Source organism: Bradyrhizobium sp. 45 (assembly GCF_023073155.1).
GTDB lineage: Bacteria > Pseudomonadota > Alphaproteobacteria > Rhizobiales > Xanthobacteraceae > Bradyrhizobium > Bradyrhizobium canariense_D.
In genome coordinates, this window is the sequence record NZ_JADPIX010000094.1 from 1 (window position 1) to 20,215 (window position 20,215).

General features: G+C 65.4%; 18 protein-coding genes and 1 pseudogene. 12 read left to right on the forward strand and 7 right to left on the reverse strand.

Annotated elements, in window-relative coordinates:
* Window positions 1-205: 205 nt before the first annotated feature.
* The 9 genes from IVB42_RS14095 (at window position 206) to IVB42_RS14135 (ending at window position 10,338) form a co-directional block, all read left to right on the forward strand.
* Window positions 206-1,201 (forward strand): tripartite tricarboxylate transporter substrate-binding protein, encoded by a 996-nt coding sequence (locus IVB42_RS14095; protein ID WP_085350245.1) that lies wholly within the window; start codon window positions 206-208, stop codon window positions 1,199-1,201.
* Window positions 1,202-1,514: 313 nt separating this feature from the next.
* Window positions 1,515-3,167, forward strand: coding sequence for an NAD-dependent malic enzyme (locus tag IVB42_RS14100; RefSeq protein ID WP_083926483.1), 1,653 nt, complete (start codon window positions 1,515-1,517; stop codon window positions 3,165-3,167).
* Window positions 3,168-3,428: 261 nt separating this feature from the next.
* Window positions 3,429-3,821: a BlaI/MecI/CopY family transcriptional regulator gene (locus IVB42_RS14105; protein ID WP_018457458.1), complete on the forward strand. Its 393-nt coding sequence runs from the start codon at window positions 3,429-3,431 to the stop codon at window positions 3,819-3,821.
* Window positions 3,818-6,334, forward strand: a complete 2,517-nt coding sequence (locus IVB42_RS14110) for a M56 family metallopeptidase (RefSeq protein ID WP_018457459.1) — start codon at window positions 3,818-3,820, stop codon at window positions 6,332-6,334. The genes IVB42_RS14105 and IVB42_RS14110 overlap by 4 nt, the downstream gene beginning before the upstream one ends.
* Window positions 6,335-6,505: 171 nt before the next feature.
* The gene (locus tag IVB42_RS14115; RefSeq protein ID WP_018457460.1) at window positions 6,506-7,957 is read left to right on the forward strand and encodes a DUF1800 family protein; all 1,452 of its coding nucleotides are present in this window, start codon (window positions 6,506-6,508) and stop codon (window positions 7,955-7,957) included.
* Window positions 7,958-7,959: 2 nt separating this feature from the next.
* On the forward strand, window positions 7,960-9,210 hold the full coding sequence (locus tag IVB42_RS14120) for a DUF1501 domain-containing protein (protein ID WP_018457461.1): 1,251 nt from the start codon (window positions 7,960-7,962) through the stop codon (window positions 9,208-9,210).
* Between the two features lie 30 nt (window positions 9,211-9,240).
* Window positions 9,241-9,462, forward strand: coding sequence for a hypothetical protein (locus tag IVB42_RS14125; protein ID WP_026233375.1), 222 nt, complete (start codon window positions 9,241-9,243; stop codon window positions 9,460-9,462).
* A gap of 93 nt (window positions 9,463-9,555) precedes the next feature.
* Entirely contained in the window at window positions 9,556-10,071 is a 516-nt protein-coding gene (locus tag IVB42_RS14130) for a septal ring lytic transglycosylase RlpA family protein (protein ID WP_018457463.1), read from the forward strand.
* Window positions 10,072-10,182: 111 nt separating this feature from the next.
* Window positions 10,183-10,338, forward strand: coding sequence for a hypothetical protein (locus IVB42_RS14135; RefSeq protein ID WP_018457464.1), 156 nt, complete (start codon window positions 10,183-10,185; stop codon window positions 10,336-10,338).
* Between the two features lie 19 nt (window positions 10,339-10,357).
* Here the strand turns inward: IVB42_RS14135 and IVB42_RS14140 are convergent, their stop codons facing one another.
* From IVB42_RS14140 to IVB42_RS14150, 3 genes and pseudogenes are all read right to left on the reverse strand, one after another.
* Entirely contained in the window at window positions 10,358-10,663 is a 306-nt protein-coding gene (locus IVB42_RS14140; RefSeq protein ID WP_018457465.1) for a hypothetical protein, read from the reverse strand.
* Between the two features lie 88 nt (window positions 10,664-10,751).
* On the reverse strand, window positions 10,752-11,024 hold the full coding sequence (locus IVB42_RS14145) for a hypothetical protein (protein WP_018457466.1): 273 nt from the start codon (window positions 11,022-11,024) through the stop codon (window positions 10,752-10,754).
* Window positions 11,025-11,152: 128 nt separating this feature from the next.
* Window positions 11,153-13,843, reverse strand: a pseudogene (locus IVB42_RS14150) (alpha/beta hydrolase fold domain-containing protein).
* A 191-nt stretch (window positions 13,844-14,034) separates the two neighbouring features.
* Between IVB42_RS14150 and IVB42_RS14155 the strand changes: the two are divergent.
* The gene (locus tag IVB42_RS14155) at window positions 14,035-14,280 is read left to right on the forward strand and encodes a hypothetical protein (RefSeq protein WP_018457468.1); all 246 of its coding nucleotides are present in this window, start codon (window positions 14,035-14,037) and stop codon (window positions 14,278-14,280) included.
* 81 nt (window positions 14,281-14,361) lie between these two features.
* Window positions 14,362-15,822, forward strand: coding sequence for a carboxylesterase family protein (locus tag IVB42_RS14160; RefSeq protein ID WP_018457469.1), 1,461 nt, complete (start codon window positions 14,362-14,364; stop codon window positions 15,820-15,822).
* A 15-nt stretch (window positions 15,823-15,837) separates the two neighbouring features.
* Here the strand turns inward: IVB42_RS14160 and IVB42_RS14165 are convergent, their stop codons facing one another.
* Entirely contained in the window at window positions 15,838-16,017 is a 180-nt protein-coding gene (locus IVB42_RS14165) for a hypothetical protein (RefSeq protein WP_007601069.1), read from the reverse strand.
* 158 nt (window positions 16,018-16,175) lie between these two features.
* Here IVB42_RS14165 and IVB42_RS14170 point away from each other — a divergent pair, with 158 nt between their 5' ends.
* Entirely contained in the window at window positions 16,176-16,973 is a 798-nt protein-coding gene (locus IVB42_RS14170; RefSeq protein WP_247294809.1) for a class III extradiol ring-cleavage dioxygenase, read from the forward strand.
* 44 nt (window positions 16,974-17,017) lie between these two features.
* Here IVB42_RS14170 and IVB42_RS14175 read toward each other — a convergent pair whose 3' ends face one another.
* The 3 genes from IVB42_RS14175 to glgC are packed head-to-tail and all read right to left on the reverse strand — an operon-like array spanning window position 17,018 to window position 20,029.
* Window positions 17,018-17,278 (reverse strand): SemiSWEET transporter, encoded by a 261-nt coding sequence (locus IVB42_RS14175; protein ID WP_018457471.1) that lies wholly within the window; start codon window positions 17,276-17,278, stop codon window positions 17,018-17,020.
* Between the two features lie 37 nt (window positions 17,279-17,315).
* Window positions 17,316-18,770, reverse strand: coding sequence for a glycogen synthase GlgA (gene glgA / locus IVB42_RS14180; RefSeq protein WP_018457472.1), 1,455 nt, complete (start codon window positions 18,768-18,770; stop codon window positions 17,316-17,318).
* On the reverse strand, window positions 18,767-20,029 hold the full coding sequence (gene glgC, locus IVB42_RS14185; protein ID WP_007613273.1) for a glucose-1-phosphate adenylyltransferase: 1,263 nt from the start codon (window positions 20,027-20,029) through the stop codon (window positions 18,767-18,769). The genes glgA and glgC overlap by 4 nt, the downstream gene beginning before the upstream one ends.
* Window positions 20,030-20,215: the final 186 nt, after the last annotated feature.

The window sequence follows — 20,215 nt, forward strand, 5'->3', positions numbered from 1 at the left end:
GTCAGCCCTCCAAGAGCCGACCACCCATGAATCATTGAAAAATTGATTCGGGAATCCTATAAATCGCGGCAAAATCAACAATCTGCCAAAGTAGTGCTAAGCTGTCCGACATCATTTTCAGCTTGCCTCGGCCCGCGCCGCAGCGTTCACTCCGGCTCCAGCCTGCTGACAACATGCGGGCGACAAAAAGCGTGGGGGGAGACTGATGCGGGGGCTGTGGGCCGGATTGCATAATCATGCGATCGTCATTGCTGGGCTGATCGCCTATGGGTTGATCGCGCCGCTAAGCGCCCAGCCGTTTCCGTCGCGGCCGATCACCCTCGTGGTGCCGTTCGCGGCGGGCGGTCCGACCGATACGCTGGCGCGCATCCTGTCCGAACGCATCGCCGCTGAATTGCACACGTCGATCGTGGTGGAGAACATCGCCGGCGCCTCCGGCAGCATCGCCGGCGCCCGCGTCGCGCGCGCAACGCCTGATGGCACCACGATCACGATCGGCCATTGGGGCACGCATGTGCTCAACGGCGCGATCTTCAAGCTGCCATACGACGTGATCGCCGATTTCGAGCCGGTCGCGACGATCGCGATGGGCACGCAGCTCATCGTCGGCCGGAAGACGCTCGAAGCCAACACTCTGAAAGAGATGATCGCGTGGCTGAAGGCCAACCCCGGCAAGGTGACTGCCGGCACGGCCGGCGCCGGCACGGGGGCCCACGTCGCCGGTGTCTTCTTCAAGGAGAGGACCGGCACCGACTTCCAGTTCGTGCCGTATCGCGGCGCGGGGCCCGCCATGATCGACCTCGTGGCCGGGCAGATCGACATCATGTTCGATCAGGCCTCGAACTCGCTGCCGCACTACAAGAACGGTGCGATCAAGGCGTTCGCGGTGACGTCGCCGACGCGGCTCGCCTCCGCGCCCGATATCCCGACGGTCGACGAGGCGGGGTTGCCCGGTCTCTACATCTCCTACTGGCACGGCATCTGGGCACCGAAGAACACGCCGAAGGAGATCGTCACAAAGCTCAACGCAGCCATTGTCACCGTGCTTGCCGATCCCACCGTCAAGCAGCGGTTTGGCGAATTGGGGCAGGAGATTCCTCCGCCCGATCAGCAGACGCCCGCAGCGCTCGGAGCCTTCCAGAAGGCCGAGACCGAGAAATGGTGGCCGATCGTGAAGGCCGCCGACATCAAGGCGGAATAATACCACTGCCTCATCCTGAGGAGCCCGCGGAGCGGGTGTCTCGAAGGATGCGCCGCAAGCGAGAGCAGGGCCTGCGTGGTTCGCCCGGCGATGCAAAGCATCGTCCGGAGACGCGCGTTCCGCGCTCCTCACCATGAGGAGAACGACAGCCTCGCGGCGTTAACCTTTTCGTGCGCACGACGACCGGTCTGTCACCAAAACCTCGCTGCGGTGCGGGATCACAATGCTTGCCGCAGTTTTCTGCGTCCTTGATCTCAGGTGAGTGCTGGCCGACAATGCTCGCCCTTCAATAAGAAACTCCCTGGGGGAATTCGTGAATAGACCTGCTCGGGTCAGCGCCCATTCGACATCGTCCGATTCCGTGCACGGCATGGCGCTGCTGCGCGATCCCCTGCTCAACAAGGGCACCGCCTTCTCCGCGCAGGAGCGCGACGATCTCGGCCTGCGCGGCCTGCTGCCGCCTTGCGTGCTGACGATGGAGACCCAGGTCGAGCGCGTGCTGGTCAATCTGCGCACGCTGCCGACCGATCTCGAGAAATATGTCGCGCTGAATGCCTTGCACGACCGCAACGAGGCGCTGTTCTTCCGCGTCGTCGTCGACAATATCGACGAGATTCAACCGATCATCTACACGCCGACGGTCGGGCTCGCCTGCCAGAAATACGGCCTGATTTTCCAGCGGCCACGCGGCATGTTCATCTCCTCGCGCGATCGCGGCCAGATCGCCGAGATCCTGAAGAACTGGCCCTATCCGGCCAAGCTGATCGTCGTCACCGATGGCGAGCGCATCCTCGGCCTCGGCGATCTCGGCGCCAACGGAATGGGCATTCCGGTCGGAAAGCTCTCGCTCTATTCGGCCTGCGCCGGCGTGCATCCCGAAACGTGCCTGCCGATCGTGCTCGACGTCGGCACCAACAACGAAGAGCTCCTGAAGGACCCGTATTATCTCGGCCTGCGCGAGCGGCGGCTCACGGGCGAGGCCTATGACAGCTTCGTCGACGAGTTCATGGTCGCCGCGCGAAAGACCTTTCCGGGTGTGCTGATCCAGTTCGAGGATTTCGCCAACCACTCGGCGTTCAAGCTGCTGCACAAATACCGCGATGAGGCCTGCGTCTTCAACGACGACATCCAGGGCACGGCTGCGGTGGCGCTCGCCGGCCTGTTTTCGGCGCTGCGCGTCAACGGCGGCAAGCTGAAGGACCAGCGCATCCTGTTCCTCGGCGCCGGCGAGGCCGCGACCGGCATCGCCGATCTCGTGACGTCCGCGATGATGGCGGAAGGTGCCTCTGAAGCCGAGGCGCTGCGGCGCAACTGGCTGGTGGATTCCCGCGGCCTCGTCGTTGGCGCCCGCCAAGGCCTGTCCGGTCACAAGCTCCGTTATGCCCATGCCGGTCAGGCGCCGATCGCCGATTTCCTCACCGCGATCAGGACGCTGAAGCCGACCGCCATCATCGGTGTTGCCGCGGTCGGTGGCGCCTTCACGCCCGACGTGCTCAAGGCGATGGCCGAGCTCAACGAGCAGCCGATCGTGTTCGCGCTCTCCAATCCGACTTCGAAGGCCGAATGTTCGGCGGAGGACGCCTACCGCTACACCGGAGGCCGCGCGCTGTTTGCCTGCGGCAGTCCGTATGACCCCGTCAAGCTCAACGGCCGAACCTTCGTGCCGCGCCAGGGCAACAACTCCTACATCTTCCCGGGCGTCGGCCTCGGCGTCATCGCCAGCCGCTCGCGGCTGGTCACGGACGAGATGTTCATGGCGGCCGCCCATACGCTCGCCGATTGCGTCGGCAAGGACGATCTCGCGCAAGGCAGCCTCTACCCGGCGCTGCCACGCATCCGCGAAGTCTCGGTGCGTATCGCCGCCGCCGTCGCCGATGTCGCCTTTCAGCGCGGGCTCGCGGACGGACCCGCGCCGAACGACGTGAAGGGACTGGTTCAGTCCCAGATGTACGAGCCGCAGTACTGAGGCCTCCGCCTCGTCATGGCCGGGCATAGCCGTCCGAAGGACGGCGTCGCTTCCGCTCGCCTATGTCCCGGCCATCCACGCCTCGCCGGATGGTACGAAGAACGTGGATGCCCCGGACAAGCCCGGGCCCGACGACCGCTTGAAGCAAGCCACGTTAGGTCAGCACAGCGATACCATTTCAGGTAGAAACCCGGTTGCGCGGCGCGGCCGTATATGCGACGCTCTGTAGCGTTACAAGAAATTCAATCAAGGTAAGCCGCCATGGACGATCGTTTGCCCGAACTGGGCGACCTCGAGCACGAGGTCATGCAACTGGTTTGGGCCCATGGTCCTGTGACGGCCGAAATTGTGCGCGAGAAGCTGTCGCGTCGGCTGAAGGAATCGACAGTCCGCACGGTGCTGCGCCGGCTGGAAGAAAAGGGCTATGCTCGGCACACGGTGGACGGACGCACCTATGTCTACCACGCAGCCGAAGAGCGCGCGCGGGTTGCGGCCAAGGCGGTGCAGCGCATCGTCGACTGGTTCTGCAACGGCTCGATGGAGGAGGTCCTCGTCGGCATGGTCGACAATGCGATGCTCGATCAGCAGCAGTTGCGCACACTGGCCGACCAGGTGGCCAAGGCGAAGAAGGCGAGGGGAGTGAAGAAAGAATGATCGCAACTCTGGCGGAGGCGGCGCTGCGCTCCCTTGTGCTGGGAGGCGTCGTCTGGTTCGGCCTCAACCTGTTTCGCGTGCGCAATCCGCACGTCCACATGACGGCGTGGGTCGTCGTGCTGCTGGCGTCGCTGGCGATGCCGTTCGTGATGCATTGGCCGACGGTCACGATCACCCGGCTGCCATCGCCGGTATCGGTGCCGGCTGATGTCATGCCAGTTGATATCTCGACGTTCGAGATGCCGCAGCCCATGCAGCCGATGACGCCCGGCGCGGCGATTCCGCCGTCGAAGAACGGCGTCTCAATCAATTGGTGGCTGATCGCTACCGTCATCCATGCCGGCGTCGCCAGCCTGTTGCTGCTGCGGCTGGCCATCGGCCTCTGTCTGACCTGGCGCCTCGCGCGCGCGGCAAGGCCGATCAACGGTCCGCGCATGGTCGACGCCGATGTGCGCGTCAGCCGCGACGTCGGCGGTCCCGTCACGTTTGGCTCGACCATTCTGGTGCCGCCGCAATTTTCCGGCTGGGACGCCAAGAAGCGCCTCGCGGTGCTCGCGCATGAGGGCGCGCATGTCGCCAACCGCGATTTCTATATACTCCTGCTCGCCTCCCTCAATCGCGCGGTGTTCTGGTTCAGCCCGTTCTCGTGGTGGCAGCTCGCGCGTCTGGCCGAACTTGCCGAGATCATCAGCGACGCCGAGGCCATCGAGGTGATCGACGACCGGCTGTCCTATGCGGAAATCCTGCTTGATTTTGCAAGCACGGTAAACCCGCGGCCGGTCGAGCTCGCGATGGCGCGGGCCTCGACCGTGCGCGCCCGCGTCGAGCGCATCATCGCGGCCGCCGCGATGCCCGTCGCGGTCGGCTGGCGCAAGCGGGCGTGGATCGCGGCTGCGATCGTCCCGGCCGTGATCGTGTCCGCCGGCATGATCGCCTATCGCACGCCGGAGCCTGCGCCGCTCGCCGCGGATAGTGGAGAGGTGCCGGCCCAGCATTACCGCCCCTTCGTCAATTTCTACGCCATGGGTCCGACCTCGGTGTTCGCGATCTTCCGCGACGGCGACGAGGTCTACGGCCAGCTCACCGGGCAGCGCAAATTGCGCCTGACGGTCGGCACTGACGGCATCGCATCCTACCCCGCCTCGTCCGGTGAGATCACGTTCCCGCTCGATGCGGAGCGCCGCTCCGCCGAGCTGATGCTGCGCATGAATGGACGCGACATCCGCGCACTTCTCGTTGCCGAGATGCCGACGGCGGCCACCGATTCCGGATCACTCGATCAATATGTGGGCTGGTACAGGATCGCACCGAACCGCGTGCTCACGGTGGACCGCGACGGGGATCGGCTCCAGGTGCAGGAAACCGTACAGGGCCGGGCTGCGCTCCTCGCTGAGGGGGCCGACGCCTTCTCGATCCGTGGCGACAATCTGCTGGTTTTCCTGCGCGACGAGCAGGCCAGGGTCTCGCGCGTGCTGGTCCAGAACGCGGTGTTCGGCGCCCGCCTCGCACCGCGGATCGATGCGGCCGCGGCGCAGGCGATCGAGGCCGACTTCGCGCGTCGCGTTGCGGAAGTCCCCGATCGTTTCCGCGAGCAGGTCCCGGTCGCCGGCGGCAAGGAGATGATCCTGCGCGGGATCGAGGATCTGCGCAGCGGCACGCCGAACTACGACCGGATGAGCGCACCGCTCGCCGCCAAGGTCCACCGCCAGGTCGACGAGTTGCACGCGACCTTCGTCGCCCTCGGTCCGGTGGAGTCGCTGTTCTTCCGCGGCGTCGGACCGGGCGGCTACGACATCTATGGTGCGAAATTCGAGAACGGCACGGCGGAATTCCGCCTGCTGCTCGAGCCAGACGGCAAGGCCGGCGACGTCATCTTCCGGGCCGACGGCAATGATGAGCTCGGCGGCATCGTCACGTGCGCCGAGGAGGCGAATGTGCGCGGCCGCGCCGGCACTTCGCCGATCCGGATCATGGTCTACAACGAGATGGGCGAGGACATCCGCGTCTTCAATCTCGATGCCGACGGCAATCGCAAGGCCCAGAGCGTGGTCCGGCCCAACATGAGCTGGGCGGCCACGACCACGGTGAACAATCCCTGGGTGATCGCCGACAAGTCCGGACGGTGCCTCGAGGTGCTGATGCCGGGTCGGCAGACGCGCTTCCACAATGTCGAGGCTTCCAACATGGGCGCGAAGCCGGGGCGCGCCGCCCGCCGCGCCGTTCCGATCGCCAATGGCGAGGATATGCTGCGCCGCTATATCGCTGATGTCGGCAAGGGCCAGCCGGACTACGAGCACATGACGTCGGAAGTCGCCGACATCACGCGGCAGCAGCTTCCGTTCGACCAGGCGATCCTGGCGAAGCTCGGCGCGCTGCGTGCGGTCTCGTTCCGCGGCGTCACCGCGCTCGACAGCGACATCTACATCGCCCAGTTCGCCAACGGCTCGGCGGAATGGCGGATCGGCGTCAGGAACGGCACGATCACCAAGATCGCGCTCGGGCCGAATTTCTAGGAGCGTTGCGGCCGTCCATCAGTCACGCCGGATGGGCGGCTCGCGATATCGGACGGGACAGCGCAATCTCTGCTTGCGGGCCAGCACCGCAAATGCTACGATATGTAGCATTACGGTTCGTAGCCTTGCGCGGCGTGCCGCTGGCAGGCTCGAGAAAATCAGGCGTTCGCGATGACCAATTCCGCAAAGGCCGAAGCTGTGCTGGCGCTTCATCGCTTCGGGATGGGGCCGCGACCGGGATCGATCGCCGCCGTCGGCACCGACCCGCGCGGCGCACTGATCGCCGATCTCGACCGGCCGCTCACGCTGACCGCCGCCGCCGTCCTTCCCACCAGCGCAAAGGCCTATCGCACCGTTGCCGACGCCAATGCGCGGCGCGCGGCTAGGGCCAAGCAGGCGCAGCAGCAGGCCAAGAGGCAGCAGACGGCGTCCGCGCCGACAATGTCGGAAGACCAGACGCAAGGGCAGGGTGCGGACAAGGACGCCGCCGAGATGGCGGCCAAGCAGGCGGCCGAGGCCGTGCCCGATCCCGGGCGTCCGATCTATTTGCAGGAAGCCAAGCTGCGCACGGAAGCCGCGCTTGCCGCCGAGATCGGCTTCGCCGAGCGGCTGGTGTGGTTCTGGTCCAACCATTTCTGCATCTCGGCCAACAAGATCCAGAGCATGTCCGGCGCCTATGAGCGCGAAGCCGTTCGCGCCAATATGCTCGGCCGCTTCGTCGATCTCCTGTTGGCCGTCGAGGGCCATCCGGCGATGCTGTTCTATCTCGACAATCTCGGCTCGATGGGTGCGAACTCGATCGCCGGCATCAACCGCAGCCGCGGCCTCAACGAGAACATCGCGCGCGAGATCATGGAGCTGCATACGCTCGGCGTGCGCGCCGGCTACACCCAGGACGACGTCATCAGCTTCGCCAATGTGTTGACGGGATGGACGCTGGTGCCGCCCGGCGACAATCCCGAGCACGGTGGCGAGTTCACCTTCAATCCGCGGCTGCACGAGCCCGGCGGGCAAACCGTGCTCGGCAAGCGCTACGAGCAGGAGGATGCCGAGCAGGGCCGCGCGGTGCTGCGCGATCTCGCCGCGCATCCGGCGACCGCAACCCATATCGCGACCAAGCTCGCGCGCCATTTCGTCGCCGACGAGCCGCCGCCTGTGCTGATCGAGCAGATGGCGAAGACTTTTCGCGACACCGAGGGCGATCTTAAGCAGGTCGCGATCGCGATGGTGTCCTCGGACGAGGCCTGGCGCGGGCCGCCGTCGAAGCTCAAGCGTCCCAGCGAGTGGGGCGTTGGCATGGTGCGCGCGACCGGCGCCACGACGGTCGATCCAGTCCGCTTCACCGGCGGGCTGGAGCTGCTCGGCGAGGCGCTGTGGCGTCCATCCGCGCCCAAGGGCTATCCGGACGACGAGGCGAGCTGGATCGACGGCGTCGGCCGGCGGCTCGACATCGCCAACAATTTTGCCGAGCGCCTCGCCGGTACGGCTGATCCGCAGGCGATCATCGAGGACGTCTTCGCATCGGAGATATCACCCGAGGTGAAGCAGGCCGTCGGCCGCGCCGAGAGCCGGCAGCAGGCGCTCGCGCTGTTGTTCATGTCGGCGGATTTCCAGAGGAGGTGACCATGGGCTTTGACCATCATCTGCCCACGCGGCGCGAGCTTCTGGTCGGCTCCGGCGCGCTGTTCACGTGGAGCCAGATGCCGCGGATCGCGCGTGCCGAAGGGCGCGATCCGCGCCTGCTGGTCATTGTGCTGCGCGGTGCGCTCGACGGCCTTGGCGCGGTTGCGCCGGTCGGCGATCCCGACTGGATCTCCTTGCGCGGCGATCGTGCGCTGGTGCTGGACGGCAAGCCGCCCGCGCTGCCGCTCGATGCCTTCTTCGCGCTCAATCCGGCGATGCCGAATCTGCATCGGCTCTACAAGAGCGGCAAGGCTGCGATCGTCCATGCCGCCGCGACGCCCTATCGCGAGCGTTCGCATTTCGACGGCCAGGACGTGCTGGAAAGCGGGCTCGTCAAGCCGGGCATGACCAGCTCGGGATGGCTCAACCGCGCGCTGCTCGCGCTGGAATCCAGCGGGCGTGTCGACCCGCGCGGCAGCCGCGCGCTCGGCATCGGCTCCGTGACGCCGCTGGTGGTGCGCGGTTCGGCGCCCGTCATGACATGGGTGCCGCAGAGATTGTTGCCGGCGAGCGAGGACACGCAGAACCGCCTGCTCGATCTCTACCAGCACACCGATCCGAAGCTTGCGACCGTGCTCCAGGCCCGCATGAGGCTCGCTTCGCTCGGCGGCGCACCAGGCGCGGGCGATCCGATGTCCGACGATCCGACCTTGCCGCCGCCCGGCATCGCGCGCGTGCGCGCCTATTTCGCCGAAGCCGCCGGCACGGCCGCGCGCTATCTCGCCAAGCCTGACGGCCCGCGTGTCGGCGCCATGGGCTTCGTCGGCTGGGATACGCACATCGCCGAGGGCGTGGCCTCGGGCCAGCTCTACAATCTGCTCGGTGCTCTCGACGGCGCCTTTGCCGCGATCGAGAGCAATATGGGCGAAGCGTGGCGCGAAACAGTCGTGGCCGTCGTCACCGAGTTCGGGCGAACCGCGCGCATCAACGGTACGCAGGGTACCGACCACGGCACGGGCACGGTCGCTTTCCTGATCGGCGGCGGGCTCAACGGTGGTCGCGTGATCGCGGACTGGCCCGGTCTGAAGCCGGCGCAACTCTTCGAGGATCGCGATCTCAAGCCGACCACGGATTTGCGCGCGGTGCTGAAAGGCCTGCTGAGGGATCATCTGCGCGTCGAGGAGAAGGTGCTCGCAGAAGCCGTCTTCCCGGGCAGCGCCGACGTCAAACCGATGGGAGGCCTCGTCGGCTGACGACGCGGCTCTCGCAACCGGATCGGGTTCATGATGTGCACGCTGACACAACGGGAGCTCGACTTTCTCGCCAGCTTGAAGACCGGCTGGCAGCGGCTCTATCGGCGCGAGCTCGCGCGGCTCTCGAGGAGCGGCGCCGAACCTGACGAGGTTCCGCCGGAGACGCGCCCGATCTGGCGCGTCGTATCGGGCTTATCCCACGAGCCTGTCTCGATTCAGGACAAGCCAGTGTGGTGGAATCGCCACAGCTAACCCGAAACGGCTGCGGCCTCAGGCGCGCTTTCGTTCCGACAAGGTTCTGCCCTCATTGCCCACCGAAACTCGGGGCCATTCGGAGGGCGCATCATGTCTTGCTTTGCACGTGCCGAAAATGCCCGGATTTCGCCGGCAAGCCTGTGCCGGATCCTGCTCGCCACCATCGGCGCGGCGTCGCTTGCGGCGTGTGCGCAATCGCCGGTCGGCCACCAGAAGGCCGATCTCGGCACCCACCGCCAGGCCGCTGTCGAACGACCGCACAGGGTGGCGGCGCTGCATCCGCGTCCGATCAGCCGGGCGCGCATCCCCGACGGTGATGCAAAGCAGAGCGTCTCCCACGGCGTCGCCAGTTTCTATTCGGACACGGAGACGGCGAGCGGCGAGAGGTTCGACAAGAACGAATTGACCGCGGCCCATCCCAGCCTGCCGTTCGGCACCAAGCTGCGCGTCACCGATGTCTCATCCGGCCGCTTCGTCACCGTCAGGATCAACGATCGCGGGCCGTATGTTCGCGGACGCGTGGTCGACGTCTCTCCCTCCGCGGCGGAGGCGCTCGGCATGGTCGACAAGGGTGTCACCAATGTCCGGCTCGACGTGGTGCAATAATTTGCGGCTGCATCGATCCGAAGCGCTGTGCTTAACCGGCTGTTAGCCGCCTCAAGCCACCATGGATACCCAATCATTCGGGACTAGATCTAAGCTCTTGGGAGGCGGCGTTTGACCACGATCCAGTATCTCGAAGATCAGGCCGCACGCGCCGAGCGGCTGGCCAAACGGATCACGGATACATTGACGATCGAAAAGCTCCTGACCTTCGCGCACGAACGCCGCCGCGAGATCGAGGTCATCGCCGGCAAGTACCGGCGCGCCTGATTCTCATCCCCATGCGCGCTCAGCTGTGGCTTTCGACGAAGTCGCTGAGATAGTCCGGCAGCGTCATGCCATCAATGTCACAGCGCGCCCGGATCTCGCCGGCGACATCGGTCGAGATGTCCTTCATCCAGTGCTCCAGCGTGTTGAACGAGATGACCTTGATGGGGTCGTTGAAGCAGCCAGCGACGAGCTCGCCGATCGTGGCGTCGAGATCGCTTCGCTCGACGCGAATTTCGGTCGCCTTGTCGAGGCGGTCGATCACCACGAACAGGGTCTGGTCTGCGCCATAGGGCACGACAGGGGCTGGCACGCCGGCTTCAAGCATGTGAGGCACTCACGCCTTCGCTTCCGATCACCATCAACGGGAAAAACCGGCAGAAGGTTCCCGCGCTCAGCCGGTGCTTCTGCGAGGATCAGAGAAATTCGCGCAGCCGCGCCAGCTCCGTGATGTGCTCGGGCGAGAGAATGTCCGTGACCAGCGGCGGTTGCGCGATGGTGCGGATCTCATAGAGATGCCTGGTCGCCGCCGGCTTCGCCATGAACGCCGAGATGCATTCGTCGAGCGTACCCTCGATCACCTGGTAGGACGCTCGGTCCGACCGTCGCTGGTTCGCAAGCGACGGCCATTTATGCAGCACCGCAAGGACACCAAAGTCGACCTTTGAATCCCCAACCACGTCCCCCATCGTCCCGCCTCACGCAAAAAGACCCCGGCACACGATCGTGCGTACCGGGGCCTACACCCATTACTGCATCTCAATGCCTCAGCACCAAACGCGATGACCGGGAAATAGTTCCCGGCAAATGTTTGCTTTCAGCTCGCGGCCGCCGCGATTTTATGGCCCGGGCTGGTGTGCCCGTGGCTGGTCTCATCGCCGCGACCAACTTCGGGCGGAAGCCCGGCAAAGCGCCGCAAGGCCTCGGCCATCTGCACCCGGCTCGGCGCGCCGGTGATGATCACGTCCACCATCGTGAAGGACGAATGGAAATGGCCACGCGCCTTGAGTTGCTCGACCGGGACGCCGGCGGCTGCCATCGCCTCGGCATAGGCGATGCCTTCGTCGCGCAGGGGATCGAATTCGCAGGTGACGACGAAGGCCGGCGGTAGCCTTTCGACCTTGCCGCGGAGCGGCGAGGCGCGTGGATCGGTGCGGTCGGTCGGCGAGCAGTAGAGGTCCCAGAACCAGTACATCAGCGAGCGCGTCAGGAAATAGCCGGTCGCATTGTCGTTGTAGGAGGGGCGGTCGAAGGTGCAGTCGGTGACCGGGCAGATCAGGAGTTGGCCCGCGATCTCAGGGCCGCCGCGATCGCGCGCAAGCTGGCAGGTGACGGCGGCGATGTTGCCGCCGGCGCTCCAGCCCGCGACCAGCACCGGGCCCGGCCTGCCGCCGAGCTCGGCGGCGTGCTCGGCGATCCAGCGCGTCGCCGCATAGCCGTCTTCGGCCGCGGCCGGGAAACGACGCTCGGGCGCATGACGATAGCCGACGCTGACCAGCATCATGCCGGTCCGCCGCACCATGTCGCGGCAGAACGGCTCGTCCGACTGCTCGTCGCCGAGCACCCAGCCGCCGCCGTGGAAATAGACCACCACCGGATGCGGCCCCGGCGTTGCCGGCCGGTATACCTAGTAAGGCAGCGGACCGTCGGCGCCTGTCAGGGTGCCGTCGACGATCTCGCCGATCGGCCGTCCCGCCGGGCGGCCCTTGTTGAACTCGTCGACGAAGGCGCGGGCGCCGAGGGCGCCCATCGACTCGATCGGCGGCAGGTTGAGTGACGCCAGCAGGTTCAGCACCAGCCGCACGTCCGGCTGCAGCCGCACCACCTCGCCGTCATTGCATTGCGCGGCGACGTCGGGGCCGGTCAGCTTGAAGCCGAGCATGCCGCGGCTGACCACCTCGTCGCAGATGCTGCGATAGGGACCGACGCCGCCGGTATAGGGCATCAGGCCCTGCACCTTGCCGGGCACGTTGGCGCCCGTGTACCAGGTGTTGGCGAGCCGGTGCAGCGTCACCATCGAGCAATCGGCCATGTGCCTGTTCCAGCCGGCTTGCGCCGTCTCGGTCGGCTCGATCGTGGTGAAGCCGCCGTCGCGCAATGCTTTGAGCCGGTCGACGACCCAGTCGACATGCTGCTCGATTGACACCGCCATGTTCGACAGCACCGACGGGCTGCCGGGACCGGTGATCATGAAGAAGTTCGGGAAGCCTGCGACGGTGAGGCCGAGATAGGTCTGCGGCCCCTGCGCCCAGACGTCGGTGAGCGACTTGCCGCCACGTCCGGTGATCGGATGCACGGCGCGGATCGCGCCGGTCATGGCGTCGAAGCCGGTCGCGAACACGATCACGTCCACGTCGACGCTGCGCTTGGCCGTCGTGATCCCACTTGCGGTGATCGCCTTGATCGGCTCCTGACGCAGATTGACCAGCGTGACGTTCGGCCGGTTGTAGGTCGCGTAATAGTTGGTATCGAGGCAGGGGCGTTTGGCGCCGAACGGATGATCGTCCGGCATCAGCGCCGCGGCGGTCTCGGGGTCTTTGACGGCGGCGCGGATCTTCTCGCGGATCAGGTCCTGGACGATCTTGTTGCCGTCGATGTCGACCGCCTGGTCGGCCCAGAGCTGGGTCAGGATGTGGACGAGGTCGCCGGCCGCCCAAGCGCGTTCGAACCGCTCACGACGCTCGGCATCGCTTAATTGCCAGCTAACGACCGTCTGCTGCGGATAGGGCACGCCGGCCATCGACTGGCGCGCCTGCTCGCGATAGGCCGCGCGATCGCCTTGCAGCAGGCTCATGCGATCGGACGGCGCGGGACCGTTGTGCGCCGGAAGCGCGAAATTCGGGGTGCGCTGGAACACGGTCAGGTGCGCAGCCTGCTCGGCGATCAGCGGGATCGACTGAATGGCCGACGATCCCGTGCCGATCACCGCGACGCGCTTGCCGCCGAGATGGACGCCGTCATGCGGCCAGCGTCCGGTGAAATAGACCTCGCCCTTGAAGTCCTTCACGCCGTCGATCTCCGGCGGCTTGGGCGCCGAGAGGCAGCCGGTGGCCATGATGTAATGGCGGCAGGAGACCGGCGGGCCATTATCGGTGGTGAGCTGCCAGCGCTCGATCGCCTCGTCCCATTTCGCTTCCGTGACCTTGGTCTTGAAGCGGATGTCACGCCTGAGATCGTAGCGGTCGGCGACGAAGCCGAGATAGCGCAGGATCTCGGGCTGGGTCGCATATTTCTCCGACCAGGTCCATGCGGTCTCGAGGTCGGGATCGAAGGTGTAGCTGTAATCAATGGTCTGGATGTCGCAGCGCGCCCCGGGATATCGGTTCCAGTACCAGGTGCCGCCGACGTCGCCGGCTTCTTCGAGGCCGACCGCCGTCAGGCCGGCCTTGCGTAGCCGATGCAGAAGATAGAGGCCGGCAAATCCGGCACCGACCACGGCAACATCGACCTGCTGGCTGGTTCCGCGCCCCGTGTCCGAGGCACGTGCAGCAACCATTGCATCAGGCATGGCATTTCCTCCCGTGTGTTTTGTTTTGCCCGCAGGCTATCGCTGCAGGTTCGGCTTGTCATCACGGCATGTGCAATCTTCGGTAGCCATTTGCGGCGTCATCATGGCCGCGTGAATGTTGCGGCGGCACACGCATCGCGATGCACAAGGGCCGTGATTTCCCGGGCTAATCAGGGTCGATCCACCTGTGTATGCTCTTGTTTTTGCCACGCGTGCAAACGGGCGTCATGACAGAGTTGAGTGAGCGGACCAAAGCGAACATGGACGTCGTCCTGGAGGAGACGTGCCGCCAACTGCCTCACGGCGGCGATCACGACAGCCGCAGGTTCATCGCCGAGCGGCTGATCGAGGCGGCGCGGTCCGGTCACTCCACGCTCGGCGAGCTCGGCATCATCGCACGGCACGCACTGGCGGAGCTTGCCGCCAAGCGGAGCTAGGCGCAGCCGCGGCGCTTGCTTCGCGGCGGGCCACGGACATAACCTGCCCAAAATCCTTCCGCGCGTCGAGATGCTCCGAAGATGCGGTCCGTGTTCGCGCTTTTTGCGACGTCACTCGTCCTCTGTTGCGCCGGCTCGGTCGTGGCCCAGCCGGTCGGCCAGTTTCCATTTGCGCTGACGCGCGAAGGACAGATGCTTGGCGCCGTCGAAGGCGAGGTGGCCTCGTTCAAGGGGCTGGCCTATGTGGCCGCGCCGCTCGGACCGCTGCGCTGGCGTCCGCCGCAGGCTGCACCCGAGAGTTCGGAGATGCGCACCGCCTATGCCTATGGCGCGCCGTGTCTTCAGCCCTCGCTGCCGGGATCGAGCGAGGATTGCCTCACGCTGAACGTGTTTCGTCCGTTCGGGGTCGACGGCCCGCTACCGGTGATGATGTTCATCCACGACGGCGCTTTCGTCAGCGGCACCGCGAATGATCCGCTGTTCGACGGTGCCAGGCTCGCGCAAGCCGGCCTCATCGTGGTGACCGTGAATTTTCGCCTCGGCGCGTTCGGCTGGCTCAGCGATCCCGCGCTGTCGGAAGGCGGCTCCGGCAATTTCGGCCTGATGGACCAGATCGCGGCGCTGCATTGGGTGCACGACAACATCGCGGCCTTCGGCGGTGATCCCACCAACGTCACCTTGTTCGGCAGTGGCGCAGGCGCAACGTCGATCGCGCTGCTGATGCTGTCGGAGCAATCGCGCGATCTCTTCCAGAAAGCCATTCTGCAATCGATCCCCGGCCGTGCGCGCCTGCGTTCGGCACAAGAGGCCGAAATTGTGGGGCGGCAATTCGTGGCGGTGCTGGGGCGACAGGCCGATTTACGTACAGCCGAACCGCAACGCCTGCTTGCCGTCGAAAAACATTTCCTGGAAAAATCGCCGCGCAGCTTCGCGCCGACGATCGATGGGAGTCTGGTGAGCGAGGAGGTCGCCGCGGGCTTCGCAGCTGGACATGAGAGCCGCATCCCCTTGATCATCGGCTCGAACGACGACGAGACCGGTTTCGACGGCGAGCTGGATATCCGGGAAGAGCTGGCATCGTCAGGCACCACCAGCGATGAGCTGCGCAGGCTCTATCCCGATCTCGCCAGACCTTCGGACCGCGCGGCAAGGTTCTACACCGACAGGGTCTTCTCCGAGCCAGTGAGACTGCTGGCGCGCCTGCATGCCGCCAGCGGTGCGCCGACCTTTCGCTATCGCTTCACCTATGTGCCGGAGGCACGGCGCGCAAACCCCGAGGGCGGTCACGGGCGGGAATTGCAGTTCATCTTCGGCGTCGAAGGCATGCCCGGTGCAGGCATCTTGTCAGGAGCCGATCGCGAGGTCGCAAATCGCATGCGCGCCTACTGGATCAATTTCGCCAGGAGCGGCGATCCCAACGGTGCGGACCTGCCGCATTGGGATTCGGCCGCAGGCAGCGATCGCCTGCTGCTGATCGCGAACGATGGCATCGCGAGCGGAGACGACCCCTGGTCGGAGCGTCTGGACCGGTTCGCGCATTAGAGGGATGAGTTGGACTTAAGCCGCGAGCTCGACGCGCGGCGCCGGGCTTAGCCGGTCTTCCTCCAGATAATCCATCGCGCCGTCTTTCTCGACGGCGTAGAACTGCTGGCCTTCCTTCGACTTGTAGGCGGCGCGAACGACGCCGCGGCGGCCCTTGTCACTGTTGACGACATCCCCCAACGCAAACTTCTTCATTTCACGTCCCTGGCTGCTGGCCGACTCCTTCGGCTACGCCCGGGATTCTGGGCAGCAAATCGTTAACGTCTTGCTAACCATACGGGTTTGCCTATGCTCGCGGCCGATCGCGCGGGCAACTCGCACGCGCATGTTGCCAACGAAACGAGCCTTCGCCCATGGTGCGATTTCCCACCTTCTTCCTGTCGCATGGCGGCGGTCCGTGGCCGTTCATGGAAGACAGGCGGGTGCAATACGCGAAAACCGCCGAGGCGTTCGGCCGGCTGCCACAGCTCTTGCCGGAGAGGCCCAAGGCCGTGCTCGTCATATCAGGACATTGGGAGGCTGACGCCTTCACCGTGTCGACTTCCGCGCATCCGCCGATGGTGTACGATTATCACGGTTTCCCCGAGCACACCTATCACCTCAAATACCCGGCGCCGGGGCGGCCCGAGCTCGCCGCGGAGGTAAAGGCGCTGCTCACGCGCGCGGGTGTTGATTGCCGGGAGGATCCCAACCAGGGGTTCGATCACGGCACCTTCGTGCCGCTCGGGCTGATGTATCCGAACGCCGACATGCCGATCGTGCTGCTGTCGCTGAGATCGAGTTACGATCCGGCCGAGCACATCAGGATGGGGCAGGCGATTGCCTCCCTACGCGACGAAGGCATTCTGATCGTCGGCAGCGGACTCACCTATCACAACATGCGCGGGTTCGGCCGTGCCGAATCGAAGCCGGTCTCGTATGATTTCGAGGCTTACCTGAACGAGGCGATCAGCCACAAGGACGCGGCGCGGCGCAACGCGATGCTGGTTGACTGGGAGAACGCGCCGAGTGCGCGCCTGGCCCATCCGCGCGAAGATCATCTGCTGCCGCTGATGGTGGCCGCCGGCGCCGCCGTCAGCGACACGGGCAAGCGCGTCTTCGTCGACGAGGTCGCGAATGTCGCGATGGCGTCGTATGTGTTTGGCGGGTGATCTTCTCCTCTTCCCGCAAGCGAGGAGAGGTGAAGAAGAGTGGCTCACCCGTATTTCAGCTTCATGAACAGGATGCCGCCGGCGAGCACCATGGTGATGGCGTTCGCGGCGACGAGGGGCGCATCGCCCGACAGCAGGCCATAGACGAGCCAGAGCGCCAGCCCAAGCACCATGACCAGGAACATGCCGAGCGAAATATCGCCGGTGGAGCGGGTCTTCCACACTTTGATGGCTTGCGGCGCGTAGGCCACGGTGGTGCAGGTCGCGGCGGCAAAGCCGATCAGCTTGATCAAGAACGGGTCCATGGCGGCTCTATAGCATTGATTCGAGGATGGTCGCGCCTCAGGCGCGCGCGGTCATGAGGCCGCGATAGAGCGCGGCATAGTCACCGGCGCGGTTGCGCCAGGACACGTCGGTCGCAAGGCCGCTCAGTTGCAGCCGGCGCCAGGTCAGCTTGTCGTGGAAGGCGATGTTGGCCTTGCGCAGCGTGCCGGCGAGGGCATCCGCGGTGACGGGTGCGAACTTGAAGCCGGTGGCATCGCGGCCTGATTTATCGGCCTCGCCGATATCGACGATGGTATCCTCGAGGCCGCCGACCCGCGAGACGATGGGCACGGCGCCGTAGCGCAACGCGCAGAGCTGGGTCAGGCCGCATGGCTCGAACCGCGAGGGCACGATGAGCGCGTCCGAGCCGGCCTGGATCAGATGCGCCATGATCTCGTCGTAGCCGATCACGACCCCGATCCGGCCAGGGTTCGCGCGCGCTACGGCCTGATAGCGATCCTGGAGATCGCGATCGCCGCTGCCGAGCAAAGCGAGCTGCATGCCTTCGCGCAAAATGGTCGGAATGGCTTCGAGCAGGAGATCGAGCCCCTTCTGCCACGACAGGCGGCTGATGACGCCGAGCAATGGCGCTTCGTCCGAGGAATCCAGATTGAACTGTTGCTGAAGCACCGCCTTGTTCGCGGCCCGGAACGTGAGGTCCTCCGCGCCGAAGCGGTAGGCGATGTGCGGATCTTCTTGCGGATTCCAAACGGATACATCGATGCCGTTGAGGATTCCGCTCAGCGCGTTCGCGCGGGCGCGAAGCAGGCCGCCGAACCCCATGCCGCCCTCGTCGGTCTGGATCTCCTGCGCATAGGTCGGCGAGACCGTGGTGATGCGATCGGCGAATTGCAGGCCGGCCTTCAAGAAACTGATGCCGCCGAAATATTCGAGGTCGTTGACGCCGTAGGCGCGCCACGGCAGGCCAATCGAACCAATCAGCTCGGGCACGAACTTGCCCTGATAGGCCATGTTGTGGATGGTCATCACGGTGGCCGGCCGCGGCCGATTGTCATAGTGCAGATAGGCCGGCGCGAGCCCGGCCTGCCAGTCATGGGCATGCACCACGTCGGGCACGAAGGCGGGAACGAGGCCGTGGCCGATATCGGCCGCGATGCGCGAGAGCGCGGCGAACCGCACGCCATTGTCCGGCCAGTCGACGCCTTCGGGCGTCACGTAGGGGTTGCCAGGCCGTGCGTAGAGATGCGGCACGTCGAGCACGAACAGATCGAGGCCGTCATGCGAGCCGGCGAGCAGACGTCCGGGTCCGCCGAAATAATCCGGCCAGCGCCGGATTTCGTCGGCTCCCCCCAGCACCCGCATCACGTCAGGATAGCCTGGCATCAAGGTGCGCATCTCGACGCCATGCGCCTTGAGCGCAATCGGCAGCGCGCCCGCGACATCGGCGAGACCGCCAGTCTTGACGATGGGATAGACTTCAGAGGCGACCGCGAGGACGCGAACAGGCGTCATGTATTGAGCCTGTCGAGCATCGGCTGGGTGATGAGCGAAATGCCCTGCTCGGTGGTGCGGAAGCGTCTTGCGTCCAGCTCGGGATCTTCGCCGACGACGAGCCCTTCCGGGATCTCGACGCCGCGATCGATCACGACGTTCTTCAGGCGCGCGCCGCGGCCGACATTGACATAGGGCATGATCACGGCGTTCTCGACATTGGCGTAGGAGTTGACGCGCACGCCGGTGAACAGCAGTGAGCGCCGCAGCGAGGCGCCGGAAATGATGCAGCCGCCCGAGACCAGCGAGCTCACGGCCTGGCCGCGCCGGCTCTCCTCGTCGTGGACGAATTTTGCCGGTGGTGTGATCTCGGAATAGGACCAGATCGGCCAGGCGCTGTCGAACAAATCGAGCTCGGGCACTACGTCGGTGAGGTCGATATTGGCGGCCCAATAGGCGTCGACCGTGCCGACGTCGCGCCAATAGGCGCGGGGGTCGCTGCCCGAGCGAACGCAGGAGGTCGAATACTGGTGCGCCATGGCGCGGCCGTTCTTGACGAGGTAGGGGATGATGTCCTTGCCGAAATCGTGGTTGGAATTCGGATCCTCGGCGTCGCGCTTGAGCTCTTCGAACAGGAATTTTGCGTCGAACACGTAGATGCCCATGCTGGCGAGCGAAACGTCCGGCTTGCCCGGCATCGGCGGCGGATCTTTCGGCTTTTCCAGGAACTCTTTGATCCAGCCGTTCTCGTCGATATGCATGATGCCGAAGCCGGAAGATTCCTGGCGCGGCATCTCCAGGCAGCCGACGGTGACGTCGGCGCCGCTGTCGACGTGCTGGCGCAGCATCACCTCGTAATCCATTTTATAGATATGGTCGCCGGCGAGAACGACGATGAAGCGGCAGGCGTGGGATTCGATGATGTCGATGTTCTGGTAGACTGCATCGGCCGTGCCGACATACCACATGTTTTCGGAGACGCGCTGGCTCGCCGGGAGGATGTCGAAGCTCTCGTTGCGCTCGGGGCGGAAGAAGTTCCAGCCCATCTGAAGGTGCCGGATCAGGCTGTGCGCCTTGTACTGGGTGGCGACGGCGATGCGGCGGATGCCCGAGTTCACCGCGTTCGACAGCGCGAAATCGATGATGCGGGATTTTCCGCCGAAATAGACCGCAGGCTTGGCGCGACGGTCGGTCAGCTCCAGCAGCCGGCTGCCGCGTCCGCCGGCCAGGACAAACGCCAGCGCCTGACGGGCAAGCGGCTCGGGTCTCGCGGCACTCATGTCATCCTCCCACAACTCTTGCGCTCGCGAGAAGCCTCCCGGCCGCGCTCATTTGGAACCGATAGTAACGGCACGAATAGTAAATCGGGAAGGTGGTTGTTGGTTGCGAATGCGCCGGAAGCTTAATGCTTTGCCGCCGTGATCGGGCCCCAGGCACCGTCCTGCCGGTGTCACTCGCGGCAAGGT